The organism is Echinicola marina (genome assembly GCF_020463795.1).
In the GTDB taxonomy this organism is placed as follows: Bacteria; Bacteroidota; Bacteroidia; order Cytophagales; family Cyclobacteriaceae; genus Echinicola; species Echinicola marina.
This window is the reverse complement of the sequence record NZ_CP080025.1, coordinates 491,724-508,368: the sequence shown is the minus strand read 5'-3', so window position 1 is coordinate 508,368 and position 16,645 is coordinate 491,724. Positions and strand designations below refer to the sequence as shown.

The window sequence follows — 16,645 nt, the reverse complement described above, 5'->3', positions numbered from 1 at the left end:
GATTGGAGACAAAATTCAATTGTAGTTCACTTAAATAAATAAAAAAGCCAAGTTTGAATCATATATTGATTTGGGCTTGGCTTTTTTCAGTAATCTATAATTCCCCACTTTTAACTGGTTCCAGATCGGCTAGCTCTTCTTCAGTGAGCATTCGGCTGCGGATCATAAATCTTTTGCCATAGGGGATTTCTAGGGAGAAACTGGCCCCTCGGCCATCGGTGACATCCAAGGTCAGATGGGTGTGTTTCCAGTATTCAAACTGGTCCTTGGACATGAAGAAATCACAACCATGCACATTGCCCATCCAGACATCTGAAGCTCCTGTCTTGAATTCTCCCTTGGCATAGCACATGGGGCTGGAACCATCACAGCAACCCCCGCTTTGATGAAACATCAAGGGGCCATGGTCAGTTTTTAGTTGGTCTATTAATGATTTTGCTGCATCGCTAATTCCTAGTCTTTGATAAGCCATAATTGCTTGTTTTGATGAAAACAAAGGGAGCTGCATCCACTCAGCTCCCTTATTACCCAAACAATACTCCTAGAAGAATCCTAGTTTATTTTTATCATAAGAGATCAGCATATTCTTGTTCTGGCGATAATGGTTAAGCATCATCAGGTGCGTTTCCCTACCGAAACCAGATTTTTTATAGCCCCCAAAAGGTGCATGTGCTGGATAGGCATGATAGCAGTTGACCCAAACTCTACCTGCTTTGATAGCTCGAGGAACCTGATAGGCTTCATGGGCATTTCTGGTCCATACACCCGCTCCCAAGCCATACAAGGTGTCATTGGAAATTTCAATGGCATCTTCCACATTCTTAAAGGTGGTGACGGAACTTACCGGTCCGAATATTTCTTCCTGGAAAACCCGCATTTTATTATGCCCTCCCAAAAGGGTAGGTTGGATATAATAGCCATTTTCCAAACCGCTATTTAAGCTGGCCGCTTTACCTCCGGTCAGGACCTCGGCACCTTCCTGCTTGCCTATATCAATATAGCTAAGGATCTTTTCAAACTGGTCTTTGGAAGCTTGGGCACCCATCATGGTGTTTTTGTCCAAAGGATGGCCCATTTGAATAGCCTCGGCTCTAGCGATGACCTTCTCCATAAAGGCATCGTAAATTTTTTCATGGACGAGAATACGGCTAGGGCAGGTGCAAACTTCTCCTTGGTTGAGGGCAAACATCACGGCACCTTCTATACATTTGTCTAAAAATTCATCATCTTCATCCATCACGGATGGGAAGAAGACATTGGGGGATTTGCCGCCCAACTCCATGGTGACCGGATTGAGGTTCTCGGAGGCATATTGCATGATTAATCTCCCTGTGGTAGTTTCACCGGTAAAGGCCACCTTGGCCACCCTTGGTGATTGCGCCAATGGCTTTCCGGCTTCCGGGCCAAAACCGTTGACGATATTCACCACCCCGTCAGGGATCAAGTCGCCGATCAATTCCATGAGGACCATAATGGAGGCCGGGGTTTGCTCGGCAGGTTTAACGACGGTGCAGCAGCCTGCTGCCATGGCCGGAGCAATTTTCCAAGTCGCCATCAATAGGGGAAAATTCCATGGAATGATCTGGCCGACGACTCCCAAGGGTTCTTTAATATTCATGGATACCGTGAAGGCGTCCAATTCCGCCACTGAACCTTCTTCCGCCCTGATCACACCTGCAAAGTACCTAAAATGATCGACCACCAACGCCAGGTCAGCATTGATGGTCTCTCTCACTGGTTTACCATTATCAATGGTTTCTACGGCTGCTAGATATTCCAGTTTATTTTCTATTCTATCAGCAATCTTGAGCATGACATTGCTCCTTTCTGTTGCTGAGGATGTGCTCCATTTTGGGAAAGCTTTATGGGCTGCATCCAAGGCCAATTCAATATCGGCAGCCTTGCTCCTTGCCACTTTGGTGAATGCTTTCCCATCTACGGGGCTGATGACTTCAAAATATTCTCCTCCCACCGGGGCCACAAATTTGCCGCCGATGAAATTGTCATAGTGGGGTTTAAATTCTGGTCGCGCCAACTGGCTAGCTGGCCTTTCTTGTGCGATAGTGGTCATATCATTTTGGGTTTTTGTACAGCAGCTAATTTGTGAAAGAATCAATGAAAAGTTTTTCAGGATAGTTTCATTGACTAGCACAATAATCTCATTTTGCGCAAAGCTTTGGATGATCGTCCCTTTTTGACTAATTTAATTGAGCAAAAACCATAAGCTCAAAAGAAGTTTAAATGCTGGATGCCATCAATTTAAAGGAGAAATACAAGATCTTCAGCACCCCAAAATCTGAAGTGGAGCACAGGACTGCCCATCAGGCAGATCATGCCGTGCTAAATGTCTATGAAACCAGCAGATTGGCCCATAGTTTTGATCTCCAATTTGATAATCCTGTTATCGTAAGTATGATTCAGGGCAAGAAAATCATGCACCTGAAATCCCAGGATGGCTTTGAATTTTTGCCCGGCCAATCCATCGTCATGCCTGCTTCGGAACTGATGTATATCGATTTTCCTGAGGCCAGCTATAATGATCCCACCCAATGTTTGGCACTGGAAATCAGTGAGGGATTCGTGCAGGAAACCATGGCTTGGCTCAATGAACATTTTCCCAAAGTCGATGAGGAAAAGTGGTCTTGGAGTAAGGATAATTTTTTGTTGATGAACAACCAGCTGGTTCAGGAAAACCTCAATAGCCTGATCAGGGTGATGGTGGACAATGGCTTTGGAAAGCAAATGAAGGCCTCCAATACCACTCGGGAGTTGATCGCCAGTTTGATGCAGACACAGGCTAGGCATTATTTATTGCAAAATGTCAATAAGCTCAGCACCAGAAATAGGTTGGCCCATGTGGTCCGATTTATCCGTCAAAACTTACAGCAAAACCTGGATGTTGATGGCTTGGCCAGTCAGGCCTGTCTTTCCAGGGCCCAGTTTTTTAGGGCTTTCCAAAGGGAATTGGGAGAAACTCCCGTAAGGTTTGTCAATAGGGAAAGGCTGGAGCTGGCCAAGAAGCAAATTCTCTGGAAGGGCAGCAATATCACCGAAGCCTGTTTTGAAAGTGGCTTTAGCAGCGTGAACTATTTTTCCAGGGTCTTCAAGCAATTTGAAGGCATGTCCCCCACAGAATGGAAGGAAAGGGAGTTAGTAAGGAAAAGGGCTTAGAGGGGGATAAAATACGTCAGGCTATGTTATCGATTAGGTTTGTATCAAACGGAGGTGGTGGAGCATGGCTCCGATTTGCCCATTCTTGACTCTTCCTAAACGGGGAATTGCAAATTCCATGGATAGGAAGGTGTAGTCTCAGACTACACCTATGTTGTGGGAATTACCCCGACCATGGATTGACTATAGGCTGTTTTGTATGCAATGCCTGCTCAACTGTTAATTTAAAACATTAACAGTTGAGCAGCTCCCTTTAACATATTAAATACCCTCTCCCTATTGATTGAGGTTTATTGAAATCTTTTCATTTAATGAATTACTTTTTGATACCAATTGATGGTCAACCCAAATACAGAGTTTACTTTGACTCCCTTCAATATCAGGACTCCAATCCTCTTTCCATACAATATCAATATCGTGTCCATGGTACCTGATATTGCCCAAATAAAAGTAATCCCATTGGTCATTTGGTAGAAGCGTTTGCAGCGAAAATTCATCTTTGTGCGTGGCTTTAAAGCCCAGTAAATCTTCAATCAACATATCGGGAAATGTGGAATGGAAGTAATCCTTGACTCCACCAAATTGTTCCCCATTGCTAGGGATGTACCATTCTCCTATATTTCGCTCTTCTCCATGCATATCCACCAGCTTTTTTATCAGGTCATAAAGTTGCTCTTTGTCGGATTCCGTGATTTCTTTTTTATAATTTTTCAGGTAGTTGGCATAGGCTTTATTGACCACGGAATTTTGAAAAGGCCAGCCTCTTCCGTTCCAGGCATAGGCTTCTTCATTGTACAATGGATGCTGTATTTCGGCAGTGGTCATGCCCTTTTCATTGTAAAATCCATTTTGGGAAAAGAGCATTTCCCAAGCAGCATCGTATTTTTTATCATCTTTGGGAACCATATTAAAATACCATGGCGTATAGCCTACAGACTCTCTTACCCTTGATCGTTTGTCCTTGACCCCGTAAGCATTATCGGCAGCGGTATATGAATAGAAAAACTGTTCCTCCTCATCCCAAAGTACCGAAAGTGCTTTCTGCTGCAATGAGTCTGCCCTTTTTAGGTAATTTTCGCTTTTTAAAAGATCTGATTCTTGACCGGATTCATCGGCTTTTAAACCATAAAGATGGCTCAAAGAGCGCAAGTTTGCATAATAATAGCTGTTGATGGATGGGCGAACCAAGTATAATAAAGGGTAGCCATGGGCAAAAGCCTTGGGATAAGCTTTTGTGTGTTCAGACCCTTGGAGGTTTCCAATGGTATTCCAGCCGAGGTAATACTTCTTCCAATCTTGTTCCGTGTAAATCGCATAGGGACCATCACTTTCTATAAGGGGCATGGTTGCTGAAATAGTAAACTCCATGCCGTCATATAGATCAAGAATCTTATATAAACCATTTGTTTTTGCACCTTCTTTGTGGACCATGAATTTTTCATCCCATACTTGTTGGTGTTTTTCCATATAAGGAAGCAAAGCATCGCGCCAGGCATTATCAGGATGAACTTTTAGAAATGCTTCTGTACCATCTATCATCCAACTAGAAAAATGATGGCTTTCTGGCCTTTTAATGTAGCTATGGAAATTGGTCCCTTCACGTTGGTCATGTTTCGAGGCATATCCCTTCATATAAAAATCGATATAGGATTTCATATATTGTGGGTCTCTTAGCCAACGTAGGTCATAAAACTGATGCCCTGCCGGACAAGATATCGCTCCGCTAACACTGCCATGGGCGGGCCATCCAAAGAATTCTGTGAAAACCCAATAGTCCTTGTTTTCCTCAGGGTCTTTCCATGAGCGTAAGTGTTTAGAAATCATCCACCAACGGTAATTGTAGACTTCAGTAAAGTCTTTGTCAGAAGATATAAATAAGGGGATATTGTCCTGCAGAAAAGTACTGTTGTTGCTGCTATTATAAGGCCCGTCAGATGCAGGCCGGTCTTTGTAAGCGTTAAACTCCACGATATCATTCAATAATGAATCTTTAGCTTCACGCTTAAGGCGATTTAGTTCGGCGGTATAATCCGGTTCTGCTTGATTACAGCTAATGATGGCGCATATTATAAGTAATAGCAACAGCACAGGGTAATGGTTGTTTTTGGGTTTTGTTAAATGATATGTCATAATTAGGTCATATTATAATTCCACCATCTTCCCTGTCTTCACAGATTCATCACAGGCAAAGGCTACTTTTAAGCTATTGACCGCGTCCTCCAGATGTGAAGACAGGTCGATGTCCTCTTGGATGGCTTTAAGGAAATAGGTCTGCTCCCGGTCGCAAAGCTCCTGATGGCCGGGTTCATCCTTCATTTCTACCCATTCATCCTTTTTCACAAATTCATTATTGGCATTAATGGCAGCATGGTGGATGCGGATGGATTCTGTTTTGGTATGGTCATCCACAGAATCTGATTTGCCTGCCCCACTGGCCTCCTTGGCCACGATAGAGGCCGATCCCTTTGGTCCAAAAACATCCTTCACAAAAAAGGCCGTTTCGCTGACCATTGGTCCCCAGCCAGCTTCATACCAGCCTACCGAGCCGTTTTCAAAGGTGATTTGTAATTGTCCATAATTATAATTGTCCTCTGGAATATCATCGGTCAGTCTTGCCCCGATGGCAGATACCCTCACTGGCTTGGAGCCGGTCATCTGGCACATCACATCTATATAATGTACGCCGCAGTCCACGATGGGGCTAAGGCTTTTCATCAGGTTTCTATGCACATCCCACATCCTGCCATGGCTTTGCTGGTTGAGGTTCATGCGCATCACCAGTGGCTGTCCCAGTCCCTGGGCGATCTCCGTAAACTTCATCCAGGAAGGGTGATGCCTAAGGATATAGCCTACCACCACTTTTTTATGGGCTTCTTTGGCTGCTGCGACTATCCTCTCAGAACCGGCAACGGTATCTGCTAAAGGCTTTTCTATAAAAATATGGCAGCCTGCTTCCAAGGCCTTCAAAGCATATTCCTCATGGGTGTCAGGATAAGTGGCAATACAAACGGCATCAGGCTTTGTGCTGTCCAAGGCCTCAAAATAATCCGAGTATAATGGGTAGTCTGTGCCCATTTTCTCATTGAGTTCCTGATTACTTTTTCCTCTTGCCACTAGGCCACAAATCTCAAATCCGTCCAATTGGTGGTATGCTTGGGCATGGGAGGCGCCCATATTTCCACAACCTACCACCAAAATTCTTAAAGGATGATGCATAATTATAAATTGGTTTATTCTTTGTCTCTAAAATTTCAAATATAGTAAATCCGGGAGATTTAGTTGAATAATTAAGGCTTGGTCAAATTCATTATCGATATTGTTTCAGATTTCCAATTTGATTTGAATAGTTGCCTCAGGCTAAAAATGATCCCGGTCGACCGGGATTGTCAACTTTGCGAGCTAACTCATTTTTTAACGCCCTTATCAACTGTCTCAAAACCGAATGCTCCAAAGGACGGGTTTATGATTTTGGTTTGACTTGGTCTTGAGTCAGGAATATAGGTGTTTGATGCCCCAAGGGCCACTTTTAAGGATTTTGAATTAAATAAGATTTCAGGAAGTCTTTATTAATCAAAAAATCAAGACACAGCTAAAGCTTCTACCCTCAAGGCCACCGCTGGCCTCCGCCACGGCGGATCAACCTCCCCGCAAATATTCTTTTGAGTAGCCAGTTTTTAAATAGCACAAGGGGTTAAATAAACTCTCATAGTAGATCCGCCTTGCAGGTATTGGGCGTTAAGAAATTAAAGAAGTGGGTAAGCAAAAAGGCAGGCCTGTTTGACGAAATGATGCACTTTAAGGTGAATGGGAGCTTAACAAGAGGAGTTTGCCTGCATGAGGGATGGCTTTAATTTTAGCCCAATAGATGCACAGCGGCGGGGTTTTTTGGTTACTTTTTTGACCTGAAGCAAAAAAGTAACAAAGGAAGGATTGATCTATAATAGGGGGATTAATCTAACAAAAAAATCAGTACCCATTAATAAGTCATAAAGGACCAAAGTATCAAAAACCTTTTGCTAAACTGATTTTAGGACTAGCGCTTACTTCATTTTTTTATAATGTTTTGACACTTAATGGCACTATTTGTTGAGGACTTATAAAGTTTTTAGGCTGAATTTTGTCAAATGTGTAAGAAGAGAAATCTTAACCTGAAAACTATTTCTTTCTTATTATATTTCTAGAATATTTATATAAATTAAATCATGATAATTTTGTTAATGGGGGTTTCCGGAAGCGGAAAGACTACAGTTGGGAAAATGCTAAGTGAGGCCTTAAAACTTCCCTTTTATGATGCCGATGATTTTCATCCTGAAGAGAATATTCAAAAGATGCGAGCGGGAATTCCCCTCAATGATCTGGACAGGAAACCTTGGTTGGAGACACTTTCTGTAAAGTTGTCAGACTGGGAAAAAGAAGGCGGGGCGATCCTGGCCTGTTCAGCCCTTAAGGAAGCTTACAGAAGCATTTTGGTACAATATGGCACCTTGGTAGATTGGTTTTTTCTAAGGGGCCAAGCCAGCTTAATCGAGGAGCGAATGGAAAGCCGTCAAGGTCATTATATGCCTACTGGCCTGCTAGCGTCCCAACTGGAAACCTTGGAAATTCCCCGCTATGCCCAATCAATTGACATTTCACAAACACCTGAAAAAATAGTTAAAGACATTATGAGCAATTTAGAGAATAAGAAGGCAGTATCCTCCTTTGGTATTATTGGTATGGGGGTAATGGGCAGCAGCCTTGCCCTTAACCTGGCCGAGCAAAAGGTCAAGGTCTCTGTCTACAACCGGACCTTGGAAGGAGTGGAGGAGGATGTGGCCAAGAAATTGGTGGATGCGCATCCAGAGGTTTCGGGCATCCTGCCTTTTGACAAATTGGATGAGTTTGTGGAGTCCCTGGCCCAACCGCGAAAGATCTTGATGATGATTCCTGCCGGGCAGATCATCGATCAGCAGATAGCCCGATTGCTGAGGGTAGTGGACAAGGGAGATGTCATTATAGATGGGGGCAATTCTTTCTTTGAGGATAGTAATAAAAGGGTGAGTTATTTGGCGAGCCAAGGCATACACTATGTGGCGATGGGCATTTCCGGAGGACAGGAAGGAGCCAGAAAAGGCCCTGCCCTTATGCCGGGAGGATCAAAAGAGGGGTACGAATTGATAAAGCCTTTTATGGAGAAGATCGCTGCAAAAGACAAGGATGGCAAGCCATGCATGCATTATGTGGGCCCTGATGGAGCAGGACATTTTGTGAAAATGGTCCATAATAGCATTGAATATGGCGAGATGCAGGCTTTGTCAGAGTTATATGCATTTATGAGAAATGGTTTAGCAATGGCCCCTGAAGAGATCATTAAGAGCTGGAAGGCTTGGACCAAGTCCGGCTCGGGCAGTTATTTGCTGGATATCAGTATGGATATATTGGCCTATAAAGAAGAAGGTGAATTACTCTTGGATAAAATACTGGACCAAGCGGAGCAAAAGGGAACCGGTGGCTGGTCAGTAGGCACGGCTTCTAAATATGGCGTGCCTTATGCTCCTCTTACTGCAGCCGTAACCACCAGGGTGATCTCCTCACTAAAGGAAAAAAGGATGGCACTTGCCCAGAGGTTTCCAAGGGAATATACTGCTATAGACAAGGAGAAAGTACTTAACACCCTAAAAGGTGCTTATGATATGACCAGGTTGATTACCCATGAAATTGGCTTTAGCCTGATCAAGAAGGTGGGAGAAAAGGAAAAATGGGATTTTGACTTTAGTGAAATTGCAAGGAACTGGACCCAAGGCTGTATCATCAGGTCTACTTTGATGGAAGAATTGGTGGAAGTCTTTAAGCAAACAGACAGTTTATTGACCGCTCCTGAATTGGAAAAGTCCTTTAAAAAAGGAAGTGCAGATTTGGCAGAGCTGGTAGGGGAAGCCCTAAAAGCCGGCATAGCTATGCCTGTCATGTCTGCTTCCATTAATTATTTCTTTGCCTTGACCACTGCCAATTCATCGGCCAATTTGATTCAGGCCCAAAGGGATTATTTCGGTGCTCATAAATACCGAAAGGTGGGTGAGCCTGAAGACCTGCATTTTCATACGGACTGGAAGTCAAATGCCTAATTGTTTGTAGTTTGGATTGAAAAGAAGATTAACCATAAGCCCAAAGATATATGAATTTAGCTGCGATAGATATAGGTACCAATTCCATTCATTTGGTCATAGCGGAAGTTACTGCCAGGCAGAACATCAAGGTGCTGATTGATGAGAAAGAAATGGTCAAGTTGGGTGTTGGGGTATTTGCTACCAACCAGCTTTCCCAAGATGCGTTTGACCGGGGCTTGGAGGTGATCAAAAGGTATGTGCAATTGGCGGATCAGTTTGGGGTAGAAGAGATCATCACCGCTGCGACCAGTGCTACCCGGGAGGCCAAGAATGGCGGGGAGTTTTTGGATAGGTTGTCCAAGGAGACAGGGATAGTTCCACGAGTGATTTCCGGCAAGGAAGAGGCGAGGCTGATATTTTTGGCCGTGAGAAGGGCCATAGCCTTTGGGGAGGAGAAGGTGTTGGTATTGGATATTGGTGGAGGAAGTACTGAAGCCACCGTAGGGAATCAGGAGGATATTTTCTTTAAAAAGAGTATTAAACTCGGCGTACTGCGCTTATTGGACATGGCTGGGGGTAAAGATACCCTTGATGCGCAGGGACTGATCGACTTGGAGAAACATATACAGTTGGCAGCGGAGGATATTATGAAGGAGGTAGTACAGGAAGGGTTTACAAGGGTAATAGGTACCTCTGGTACAATCAGGACCTTGGGGGAAGCCGCACACTTGGCCTCCAAAGGCAGTTCCATCAGTACGGTCAATGCCGAAGTGGTCAGCACCAAGGAACTGGAGAAGCTATCTAAGAAGCTGCTAAAAATGGGCCCCGATAAAAGAGAAAAAGTTCCCGGCATCAGTAGTAATCGGGTAGATGCCATTCATTTGGGAAGCTTGCTATTGGTTCGCTTGCTTCAAATGGCCAAGGCGGAATCCATAACCCTTTGTGATGCCTCACTCCGGGAAGGATTGATTTTGGATTATTTGGATAGTAATGTAAGTAAGAAGAAGCATTTGCTTTATCCTGAGGGGGATTTACGGCATAGGAGTGTTTCCCATTTGGCCTTGCGGTATAAAAGTGATGTAGAACAAAAAAAGCATGTAGCCCATTTGGCATTGCAGTTATTTGACCAGCTTCAGGAGCAACATGGTTTGGATGAAACACAGCGTGAAATTCTTGAGTTTGCCTGTATGATATTTGAAGTAGGTCATTTTATCGGTTATCCCAAATACCATAAACATTCCCAATATATCATTGCCCATTCCCGATTGCGGGGATTTACCAATGAGGAAATCATGTTATTGGGGCTATTGGCCAGGTACCACCGCAAGAAAGGTCCCAAGAAAAAGCAAAAGCAATTTAAGCGCCTTTCCAAAATCCAAAAACGCATGATCCGGTTTTTGGCTGGAATCATGAGGATAGCCATAGGCTTGGACAAAACCAAAAACCAATGGGTAGAAAAACTGGTTTGCGAGCTTCAAGAGGAACGACTGAGAATTCTCCTTCAGGGGGAAGAAAACCCAGATTTGGAAATTTGGGAATCCATGAGACACCGAAATGTACTGGAAAAGGCCCTGCGCAGAAAGATAGAGATTACGGCTGATAATCCTGTTCCACTGTAGGAATATTGATTTCCTCCAAAAAACATCCCTTTTCATCAAGTTTTATTCCTGTAAGGCAAAAGCCCCTGTAAGCCCCCGTGTCAATATTCCAGGAGTTTGATGCCCCGGTGTACCTGGCTTTTCCCTCTTGGAGTGGGGTGTGGCCGATGACCTGGGTCTTTTCCATATCCTTTAATGGGCTGCGATTCCAAAGTATGCCTTCCCTATGATGAACATCCAAAGGAACGGAAGTATGGGAAAAGCCCGCATGAGAAGCCAGAATATGGTCGTTTTCCCATATTAGGGGACGGCTCTTTATCCAGGCCAAAGTTGCTTCCAAATCCTTTTTTCGCTCATCGAATTGCTTTAATGTTTGGCTGCCTCCATTATACATCCAGCTGTTGCCTGTGGGCTTATTATCCAAATAATCAATCATCATTTGCTCGTGATTCCCACGAAGGGAAATGATTTTTTGGGGATGCTCGATTTCTAATTGTTGGAACAAATCAAGGACTTCTGGAGAATAGTTTCCCCGGTCAATAAGGTCGCCCACTTGAATAAGCATTTCTTTTTCTGGCAGCCAGTTTTCTAGCATTTTCAAAAATGTATGGTAGCAACCGTGGATATCGCCAATAAAAAATAATTGCATAATCTGTCAGATTTTAATGATTTGTTGTGAGTCAATTTTATTTAGAAAGACTTATGATCATGTTACAATTTAAGCATTTCTCTAAAGTACTGCGCATAGCACTTCAGTTGAGGAGGCTTTCTTCAGATCGATTTTAATGGTGATAGCTATCATCAGATTGTCAGAGCAATCTCATTTTTTTTCTTTTGGCCCAATGGTAACTTAAAATAAGTTGAAGAAGGAAGTTTATTAAAAAAGGAAAGGCTGGAGCTTTGGTGGAGGCCTGTGGGGGCTTAAAAAAATGGATGAGCTGAGCATAATTTGACTTCAAAATAAGTTTAATCATGAAAAAGATATTAATACCAACTGATTTTTCAGACTGCGCCAAAGCAGCTGAAAAGGCTGGACTGACAATTGCTGAAAGGGCCCAAGCGGAAATTCATTTTATGCATATTTTGTCAACCGGAATTGATTGGGTGAGGCTTCCAATGGAAAAAGAAGATCTTTATCCAGAGACCAAGGCCCAGATAGCCCATGCCAAGACAGCGTTGGGCGCACTAAAAGGCAAGGCGGAGAAATTAGGTTTGAAATCGGATACAGTATTGTTGTTCGATAAAGGAAGAACTGAAATAGACCGGCAGATCGCCGAACATGAATATGATTTTGTAGTAATGGGCTCCCACGGGACCTCTGGGATAAACAATCTTATTGGCACTTATACCCAAAAGGTCGTTCGCCATTCCCAATCCCCTGTTTTAGTGGTCAAAGAGCATGTGCAGAATTTTAAGGTAGATAGCCTGATTTTTGCGGCCAGTTTTGAAGAAGACATCAAGGCACCATTTCAGAAAATAGTTGAATTTGCCAGGTTAATGGGGGCCCGTATCCATTTATTATACATAAATACCCCCTTTGGATTTAAAGAAACCGATGTGGTAAAGGCCCTCATGGAAGCCTTTAAAGCGGAATGCCATCATCTAGAATGTACCTTAAATATTTTTGATGCGTTTAATGAAGAAAGAGGGATTCAAAAGTTTGCGGAATCCATGTCCACCGATGTAATCGCCTTGGTAACCCATGGCAAATCAGGTTTTATGAAGATGATTTCACCTGGTATTACCGAGCACTTGGTAAATCATTCAGGTATCCCCGTTTTGAGTGTTAATATAAATAGCTGAAATTTAATGAAACGCCTACAGGAGCTTACCAAAGAAATCAATGAACTTACCTTAAAGATAGAGCAAGAGTATCCAGAACTTTATCAGTATTTGGATGAAACGCCCATTACCATTTCGGCGGAGATGAATGCCAAAATGGATACCAAGAACTTCTCTGATTACCTCAACAGTTTAAAGCAACTTCTAAAGCACCATATAGCGGAACATCCACATAAGAAATGAATGGGTAGTGCTTGGAGGAAAGAGGAAATTAATAGTCTATAAATATAAGTGTCCCCAAAATTTTTGGGGACACTTATAATATATGGGTGTTTAATACAACTTTGTAAACAGTAAGCTGTTTCTACTAGACTCTAAACGTGTTGTTGGATGATTTGCTGAAGTTGAGGCCCTGGCACTACACCTGATTGTCTCCACAGCATTTTGCCATTCTTGAAAAGCAAGAGTGTAGGAACACCGCGTACTTGGAATTTTTGTGCTGCAGCGGGATTTTTATCCACATCAACTTTGATGATTTTTACCATGCTCCCAAAATGCTTAGCAGTATCCTCAAGAATCGGATGCAAGGCTTTGCAAGGTCCACACCAAGTGGCATAGAAATCTACCAATACGGGTTGGTCTCCAGCAATCAGGGTGTCAAAGGATTTTTTTTCAGCCATAACTTTTAAGGTTTCAAGCAGCCAGCATTCTTCATACTTTACTGCTTTTATTTGCTTTAAATTATATTGTTTTATTCTACATCATAAGGCCATCTGCCTATGCCTCCAACCAGGTTGTAGACCTTAGTGAAACCTTGCTTATCCATTACACTGGCAGCACTTCCACTTCTGTTTCCACTGCGACAATAGAGATAATACTCCTTGTCTTTGGGGAGGTGTTTGATTTGCTCCATAAAGTCCGCAGACATTAAGTTGATGTTGTGGGCCCCTTTGATTTTTCCAGAGCTAAACTCTCCAGAGGACCTGACGTCGATGATGACAGCATCTTTTTGCTGTATGCCGTTTTTGAAGTTTTCGGCATTTAGATCCTTATAGTTTTTTTCCTGTTTTTTAAAGATATCGAATAGCATATTTATTTCAATTTTTGATACAAAACTACCATGTGCCCGACCGCTTTTCAGTAATTAATGTCACATAGGGAATAAATAGCTTATATCATTATCTGTAAAACCATTTTGACCGGGGATAGGTTTCTCTTATTCTATCTCAATAGTGCCGATTTTTTGATTAGGTTTTTTTATTGAACTATAAAATTGTTCTGGTTCAAATTTATCAGGCCAATTGTTGAATCACAAGCCATCAGGATGCCGTGGGGCTTCAAAAGGTACATGGAGGAAATTGTGAGGTGGTTCAATACCCGGGAGAACATTTAACAGGTTTCCATCATCAACTGCAAAGCAAAGGATTTAGAGGTTGGTATGTGGAGCGGATAAATAGCTTTGTGGCTGAAATTTAGCCATCAATAAATATCTATTGCTCCAATATTGTCATCAGTTTATGGGATAGGTCGCCAATATTACTGGTCAATTTCCCTAAAGCAGATATATTGGACAAAACGATAATGCCATTTTTAGTACGGGTATTAATGATCATCGAAGAAGTGTATCCTCCAGTTCCTCCATTATGCCAAATCCACTCTTCACCAGATGCCACTTTTATCAGTCCCCAGCCCAGACCAATGGAATAGTTGTCTTCGATGTTGAAATGGGCCTGTCTGGTCAAATTCAATTCCTTATTATTATTGTCAAATTGGGCGAGCGCAAATTTTGAAAGGTCCTCAACGGTGGATAAAATCCCTCCTGCTCCCATATGCACGGCCATATCCCAGTTGGGAACTTCTTGGCCATTATCATTGAGTCCCTTTACCAAAATATGTTGGACGTCATCGCGGTTTGTAGTGGAGTTGGTCATGTGATATTTGGAGAAGATTTGGCTTTGAAGTAAATCTTCATAGCTGCTGTTTTCGATCAGGCCTTCCAGATAGCCTAAGAGCCCATAGCCCAAATTGGAATAGGAAGACTTTTCTCCAGGAGCAGCATTCAGTTTTAATTTTTCTGTGAGGTAAATTTCTAATTTGTTTTCATCATAGTCTTTGTACGGGTTTTCCAAATTCAATGTAGGAGAACTTAAACTGATGGGCACTCTGGGCAATCCTGAAGTGTGTGTGGCCAATTGCTCGAATGTAATCTTAATATTGTCCTTTAATTGATAGTCGAGATAATCGTTGATATTATCATCCAGTTTTACCTTGTTTTCCAGGACTTGTTTGGCAAGCAGGGTAGCGGTGAAGACTTTAGTGATGGATCCTATTTCAAAAACTTTTTGGGCATTGTCGATGGGTGTAAGTGAATCATCCTCTTTTTTAACACCATAAAAATTTACCTCTCCATCTTTGATGATAGCTATCGACAGCTGTGCTTGATCAGGGAGTTTTTGGGCACATATTGAAATTAGCTGAAATTGTCCATCTGTAGGGATGGATAATGAATCCACTTGCTGGCCATAAGCAATATTGAAAATCAGTAAAAAGGATAATGCGAATGCGTGTGTTTTCATTATTAAGTAGATAAAAGTTGAACAGATCGAAAAGTAACTGGCTTATTTTCAGCTTCAAATTAATAAATATGATTATCCGTTTTCACACCAGTCACCTTATTTCTCACGGATTCCACAGATTTACACTGATTTAATTCTTCATTTCGGTTAGATATGGGCTGTTTTTGAGAACATATTTTGGACGGTGAACCTTACTGGTGCAATTGCGGACATACAGATTAATAAAAAATAAAATATGTATCTGCAATGTAGCAGGTAACCCTGGGAAATAGCTTTTAACCCGTTTTATGCATTAGGAATCCTTATGAGAACTGAAACTACAAGAAAATCAGGCTGTTTGGAGATTGAATCATAGCATCGCTATGGTGAAATCGAAAACAGCAGCGAAGCGACTGATTTTAAAGTTGTTTCAGGTCGCAATAGATAGGCTAATGCATAATGCGGATTTAAGGTATCAGTGCAAAGATGACAGCCTGGGCTGACTCGAAGGCTAGCCGTAGGACCTCGACTTAAGTTTATCCTGAGCTAAGTCGAAGGGCTTGGTCTGAGCCCTTCTTACCCATTAGATCACAATATTGGCCTAAAGGTGAATTCCCTGGCAGGTAACCAAATTCAATGCTTCTTTTCCTTTATGGATCTTTCTACATTTTATTCAGGTAATGTTTTGTTCTTGATGACCTGAGCTTCAAATCAGTGTCACTCGATGCGGGGAGTGGATCTCTTTAGCTATTTTTTCTGGAAGAGATGCTTCCCCGGTAACGACCTTCGGGTACGTTTTGACTTATGATATAGCCCTATTAAATCTTTGCGTATTCGACACCATATTTTATAAATGTCCTCACTATGTGTTCAAGTTAGGTTAGGGAAAATCAAAATATTCTTCGGATTACTCAGGGATCACTCTCGGATCACCTTCGGATCAAGCTCGGTAATATCCGAGTGAAATCCGAATATAATTTGGGATTGTTCCTTGGTTGATCCAGAGGTAAGTAAAAGCATATATATGATTGATAGAAGGTAATTACCTAACTTGTAGGGGATTGTTATTAGCCAAGTATTACTTTTGAACCTTTTTGATGATGGTAAAAGCAGATGGAATACACAGCAAGATTAAGGGAAAAATAGGGGGGCGTTTTCTATGAAATAAACGGGGAAACCTATGCACGCCAGCATAACGAGCATTCCAAAATAGATGAACCATTCTCCCTTCAGCAACTTTATCAAAATAGATTTGGGATGGCCTAGTGATTCCTCCAACCCTTGAAATACCTATTGAATTTGGTTAACCTAAGAGTTGAAATCAATATAAATCACATTATAGTGTGAAAATTGATTGTAAGTCATTTCATATTGGTGGCTAGGTTAGTATTTTTCATAGTATAATGTGAAAAATATGGTGTGTTTTGATAATTGTCGATTGATACATTCAATT

General features: G+C 42.2%; 13 protein-coding genes. 5 read left to right on the top strand and 8 right to left on the bottom strand.

The features are described 5' to 3' along the window. Window positions 1-94 precede the first annotated feature (94 nt). Together KZP23_RS02295 and KZP23_RS02290 are read right to left on the bottom strand one after the other, a co-directional pair. The gene (locus KZP23_RS02295; protein ID WP_226334524.1) at window positions 95-472 is read right to left on the bottom strand and encodes a DUF779 domain-containing protein; all 378 of its coding nucleotides are present in this window, start codon (window positions 470-472) and stop codon (window positions 95-97) included. Window positions 473-541: 69 nt separating this feature from the next. Beyond that, a complete protein-coding gene (locus KZP23_RS02290; protein WP_226334523.1) occupies window positions 542-2,071 on the bottom strand; it encodes an aldehyde dehydrogenase family protein in 1,530 nt (509 codons plus the stop codon). 170 nt (window positions 2,072-2,241) lie between these two features. On the opposite strand from KZP23_RS02290, the gene KZP23_RS02285 reads away from it, so the two are divergent. Beyond that, complete coding sequence (locus KZP23_RS02285) at window positions 2,242-3,171, top strand: helix-turn-helix domain-containing protein (protein WP_226334522.1); 930 nt, start codon at window positions 2,242-2,244, stop codon at window positions 3,169-3,171. A gap of 276 nt (window positions 3,172-3,447) precedes the next feature. Here KZP23_RS02285 and KZP23_RS02280 read toward each other — a convergent pair whose 3' ends face one another. Further along, window positions 3,448-5,301, bottom strand: coding sequence for an MGH1-like glycoside hydrolase domain-containing protein (locus tag KZP23_RS02280; RefSeq protein WP_226334521.1), 1,854 nt, complete (start codon window positions 5,299-5,301; stop codon window positions 3,448-3,450). 12 nt (window positions 5,302-5,313) lie between these two features. Next, complete coding sequence (locus KZP23_RS02275; RefSeq protein WP_226334520.1) at window positions 5,314-6,387, bottom strand: Gfo/Idh/MocA family protein; 1,074 nt, start codon at window positions 6,385-6,387, stop codon at window positions 5,314-5,316. A 986-nt stretch (window positions 6,388-7,373) separates the two neighbouring features. Between KZP23_RS02275 and gndA the strand changes: the two genes are divergently transcribed. Both gndA and KZP23_RS02265 read left to right on the top strand, forming a co-directional pair. Further along, complete coding sequence (gene gndA / locus KZP23_RS02270; protein WP_226334519.1) at window positions 7,374-9,275, top strand: NADP-dependent phosphogluconate dehydrogenase; 1,902 nt, start codon at window positions 7,374-7,376, stop codon at window positions 9,273-9,275. Window positions 9,276-9,325: 50 nt separating this feature from the next. Further along, the gene (locus KZP23_RS02265) at window positions 9,326-10,876 is read left to right on the top strand and encodes a Ppx/GppA phosphatase family protein (protein WP_226334518.1); all 1,551 of its coding nucleotides are present in this window, start codon (window positions 9,326-9,328) and stop codon (window positions 10,874-10,876) included. On the opposite strand, the gene KZP23_RS02260 is transcribed toward KZP23_RS02265, so the two are convergent. Beyond that, window positions 10,848-11,504, bottom strand: a complete 657-nt coding sequence (locus KZP23_RS02260) for a metallophosphoesterase family protein (protein WP_226334517.1) — start codon at window positions 11,502-11,504, stop codon at window positions 10,848-10,850. The genes KZP23_RS02265 and KZP23_RS02260 overlap by 29 nt on opposite strands. 323 nt (window positions 11,505-11,827) lie before the next feature. Between KZP23_RS02260 and KZP23_RS02255 the strand changes: the two genes are divergently transcribed. Together KZP23_RS02255 and KZP23_RS02250 are read left to right on the top strand one after the other, a co-directional pair. Continuing rightward, window positions 11,828-12,658 carry a universal stress protein gene (locus tag KZP23_RS02255; RefSeq protein WP_226334516.1) on the top strand — a complete coding sequence of 277 codons (831 nt, stop codon included), beginning with the start codon at window positions 11,828-11,830 and terminating at the stop codon, window positions 12,656-12,658. A 6-nt stretch (window positions 12,659-12,664) separates the two neighbouring features. Continuing rightward, on the top strand, window positions 12,665-12,880 hold the full coding sequence (locus KZP23_RS02250) for a hypothetical protein (RefSeq protein WP_226334515.1): 216 nt from the start codon (window positions 12,665-12,667) through the stop codon (window positions 12,878-12,880). A 131-nt stretch (window positions 12,881-13,011) separates the two neighbouring features. Here the strand turns inward: KZP23_RS02250 and trxA are convergent, their stop codons facing one another. From trxA to KZP23_RS02235, 3 genes are all read right to left on the bottom strand, one after another. After that, a complete protein-coding gene (trxA, locus tag KZP23_RS02245) occupies window positions 13,012-13,317 on the bottom strand; it encodes a thioredoxin (RefSeq protein ID WP_186754233.1) in 306 nt (101 codons plus the stop codon). Window positions 13,318-13,388: 71 nt separating this feature from the next. Beyond that, complete coding sequence (locus tag KZP23_RS02240; protein WP_226334514.1) at window positions 13,389-13,727, bottom strand: rhodanese-like domain-containing protein; 339 nt, start codon at window positions 13,725-13,727, stop codon at window positions 13,389-13,391. A 400-nt stretch (window positions 13,728-14,127) separates the two neighbouring features. Further along, a complete protein-coding gene (locus KZP23_RS02235; RefSeq protein ID WP_226334513.1) occupies window positions 14,128-15,213 on the bottom strand; it encodes a serine hydrolase domain-containing protein in 1,086 nt (361 codons plus the stop codon). Window positions 15,214-16,645 lie beyond the last annotated feature (1,432 nt).

Coding starts and splice junctions, on each gene's coding strand:
- gndA (WP_226334519.1), top strand. CDS start 7,374: ATGATAATTTTGTTAATGGGGGTTTCCGGAAGCGGAAAGACTACAGTT.
- KZP23_RS02290 (WP_226334523.1), bottom strand. CDS start 2,071: ATGACCACTATCGCACAAGAAAGGCCAGCTAGCCAGTTGGCGCGACCA.
- KZP23_RS02250 (WP_226334515.1), top strand. CDS start 12,665: ATGAAACGCCTACAGGAGCTTACCAAAGAAATCAATGAACTTACCTTA.
- KZP23_RS02240 (WP_226334514.1), bottom strand. CDS start 13,727: ATGCTATTCGATATCTTTAAAAAACAGGAAAAAAACTATAAGGATCTA.
- KZP23_RS02285 (WP_226334522.1), top strand. CDS start 2,242: ATGCTGGATGCCATCAATTTAAAGGAGAAATACAAGATCTTCAGCACC.
- KZP23_RS02255 (WP_226334516.1), top strand. CDS start 11,828: ATGAAAAAGATATTAATACCAACTGATTTTTCAGACTGCGCCAAAGCA.
- KZP23_RS02275 (WP_226334520.1), bottom strand. CDS start 6,387: ATGCATCATCCTTTAAGAATTTTGGTGGTAGGTTGTGGAAATATGGGC.
- KZP23_RS02295 (WP_226334524.1), bottom strand. CDS start 472: ATGGCTTATCAAAGACTAGGAATTAGCGATGCAGCAAAATCATTAATA.
- KZP23_RS02265 (WP_226334518.1), top strand. CDS start 9,326: ATGAATTTAGCTGCGATAGATATAGGTACCAATTCCATTCATTTGGTC.
- trxA (WP_186754233.1), bottom strand. CDS start 13,317: ATGGCTGAAAAAAAATCCTTTGACACCCTGATTGCTGGAGACCAACCC.
- KZP23_RS02260 (WP_226334517.1), bottom strand. CDS start 11,504: ATGCAATTATTTTTTATTGGCGATATCCACGGTTGCTACCATACATTT.
- KZP23_RS02235 (WP_226334513.1), bottom strand. CDS start 15,213: ATGAAAACACACGCATTCGCATTATCCTTTTTACTGATTTTCAATATT.
- KZP23_RS02280 (WP_226334521.1), bottom strand. CDS start 5,301: ATGACATATCATTTAACAAAACCCAAAAACAACCATTACCCTGTGCTG.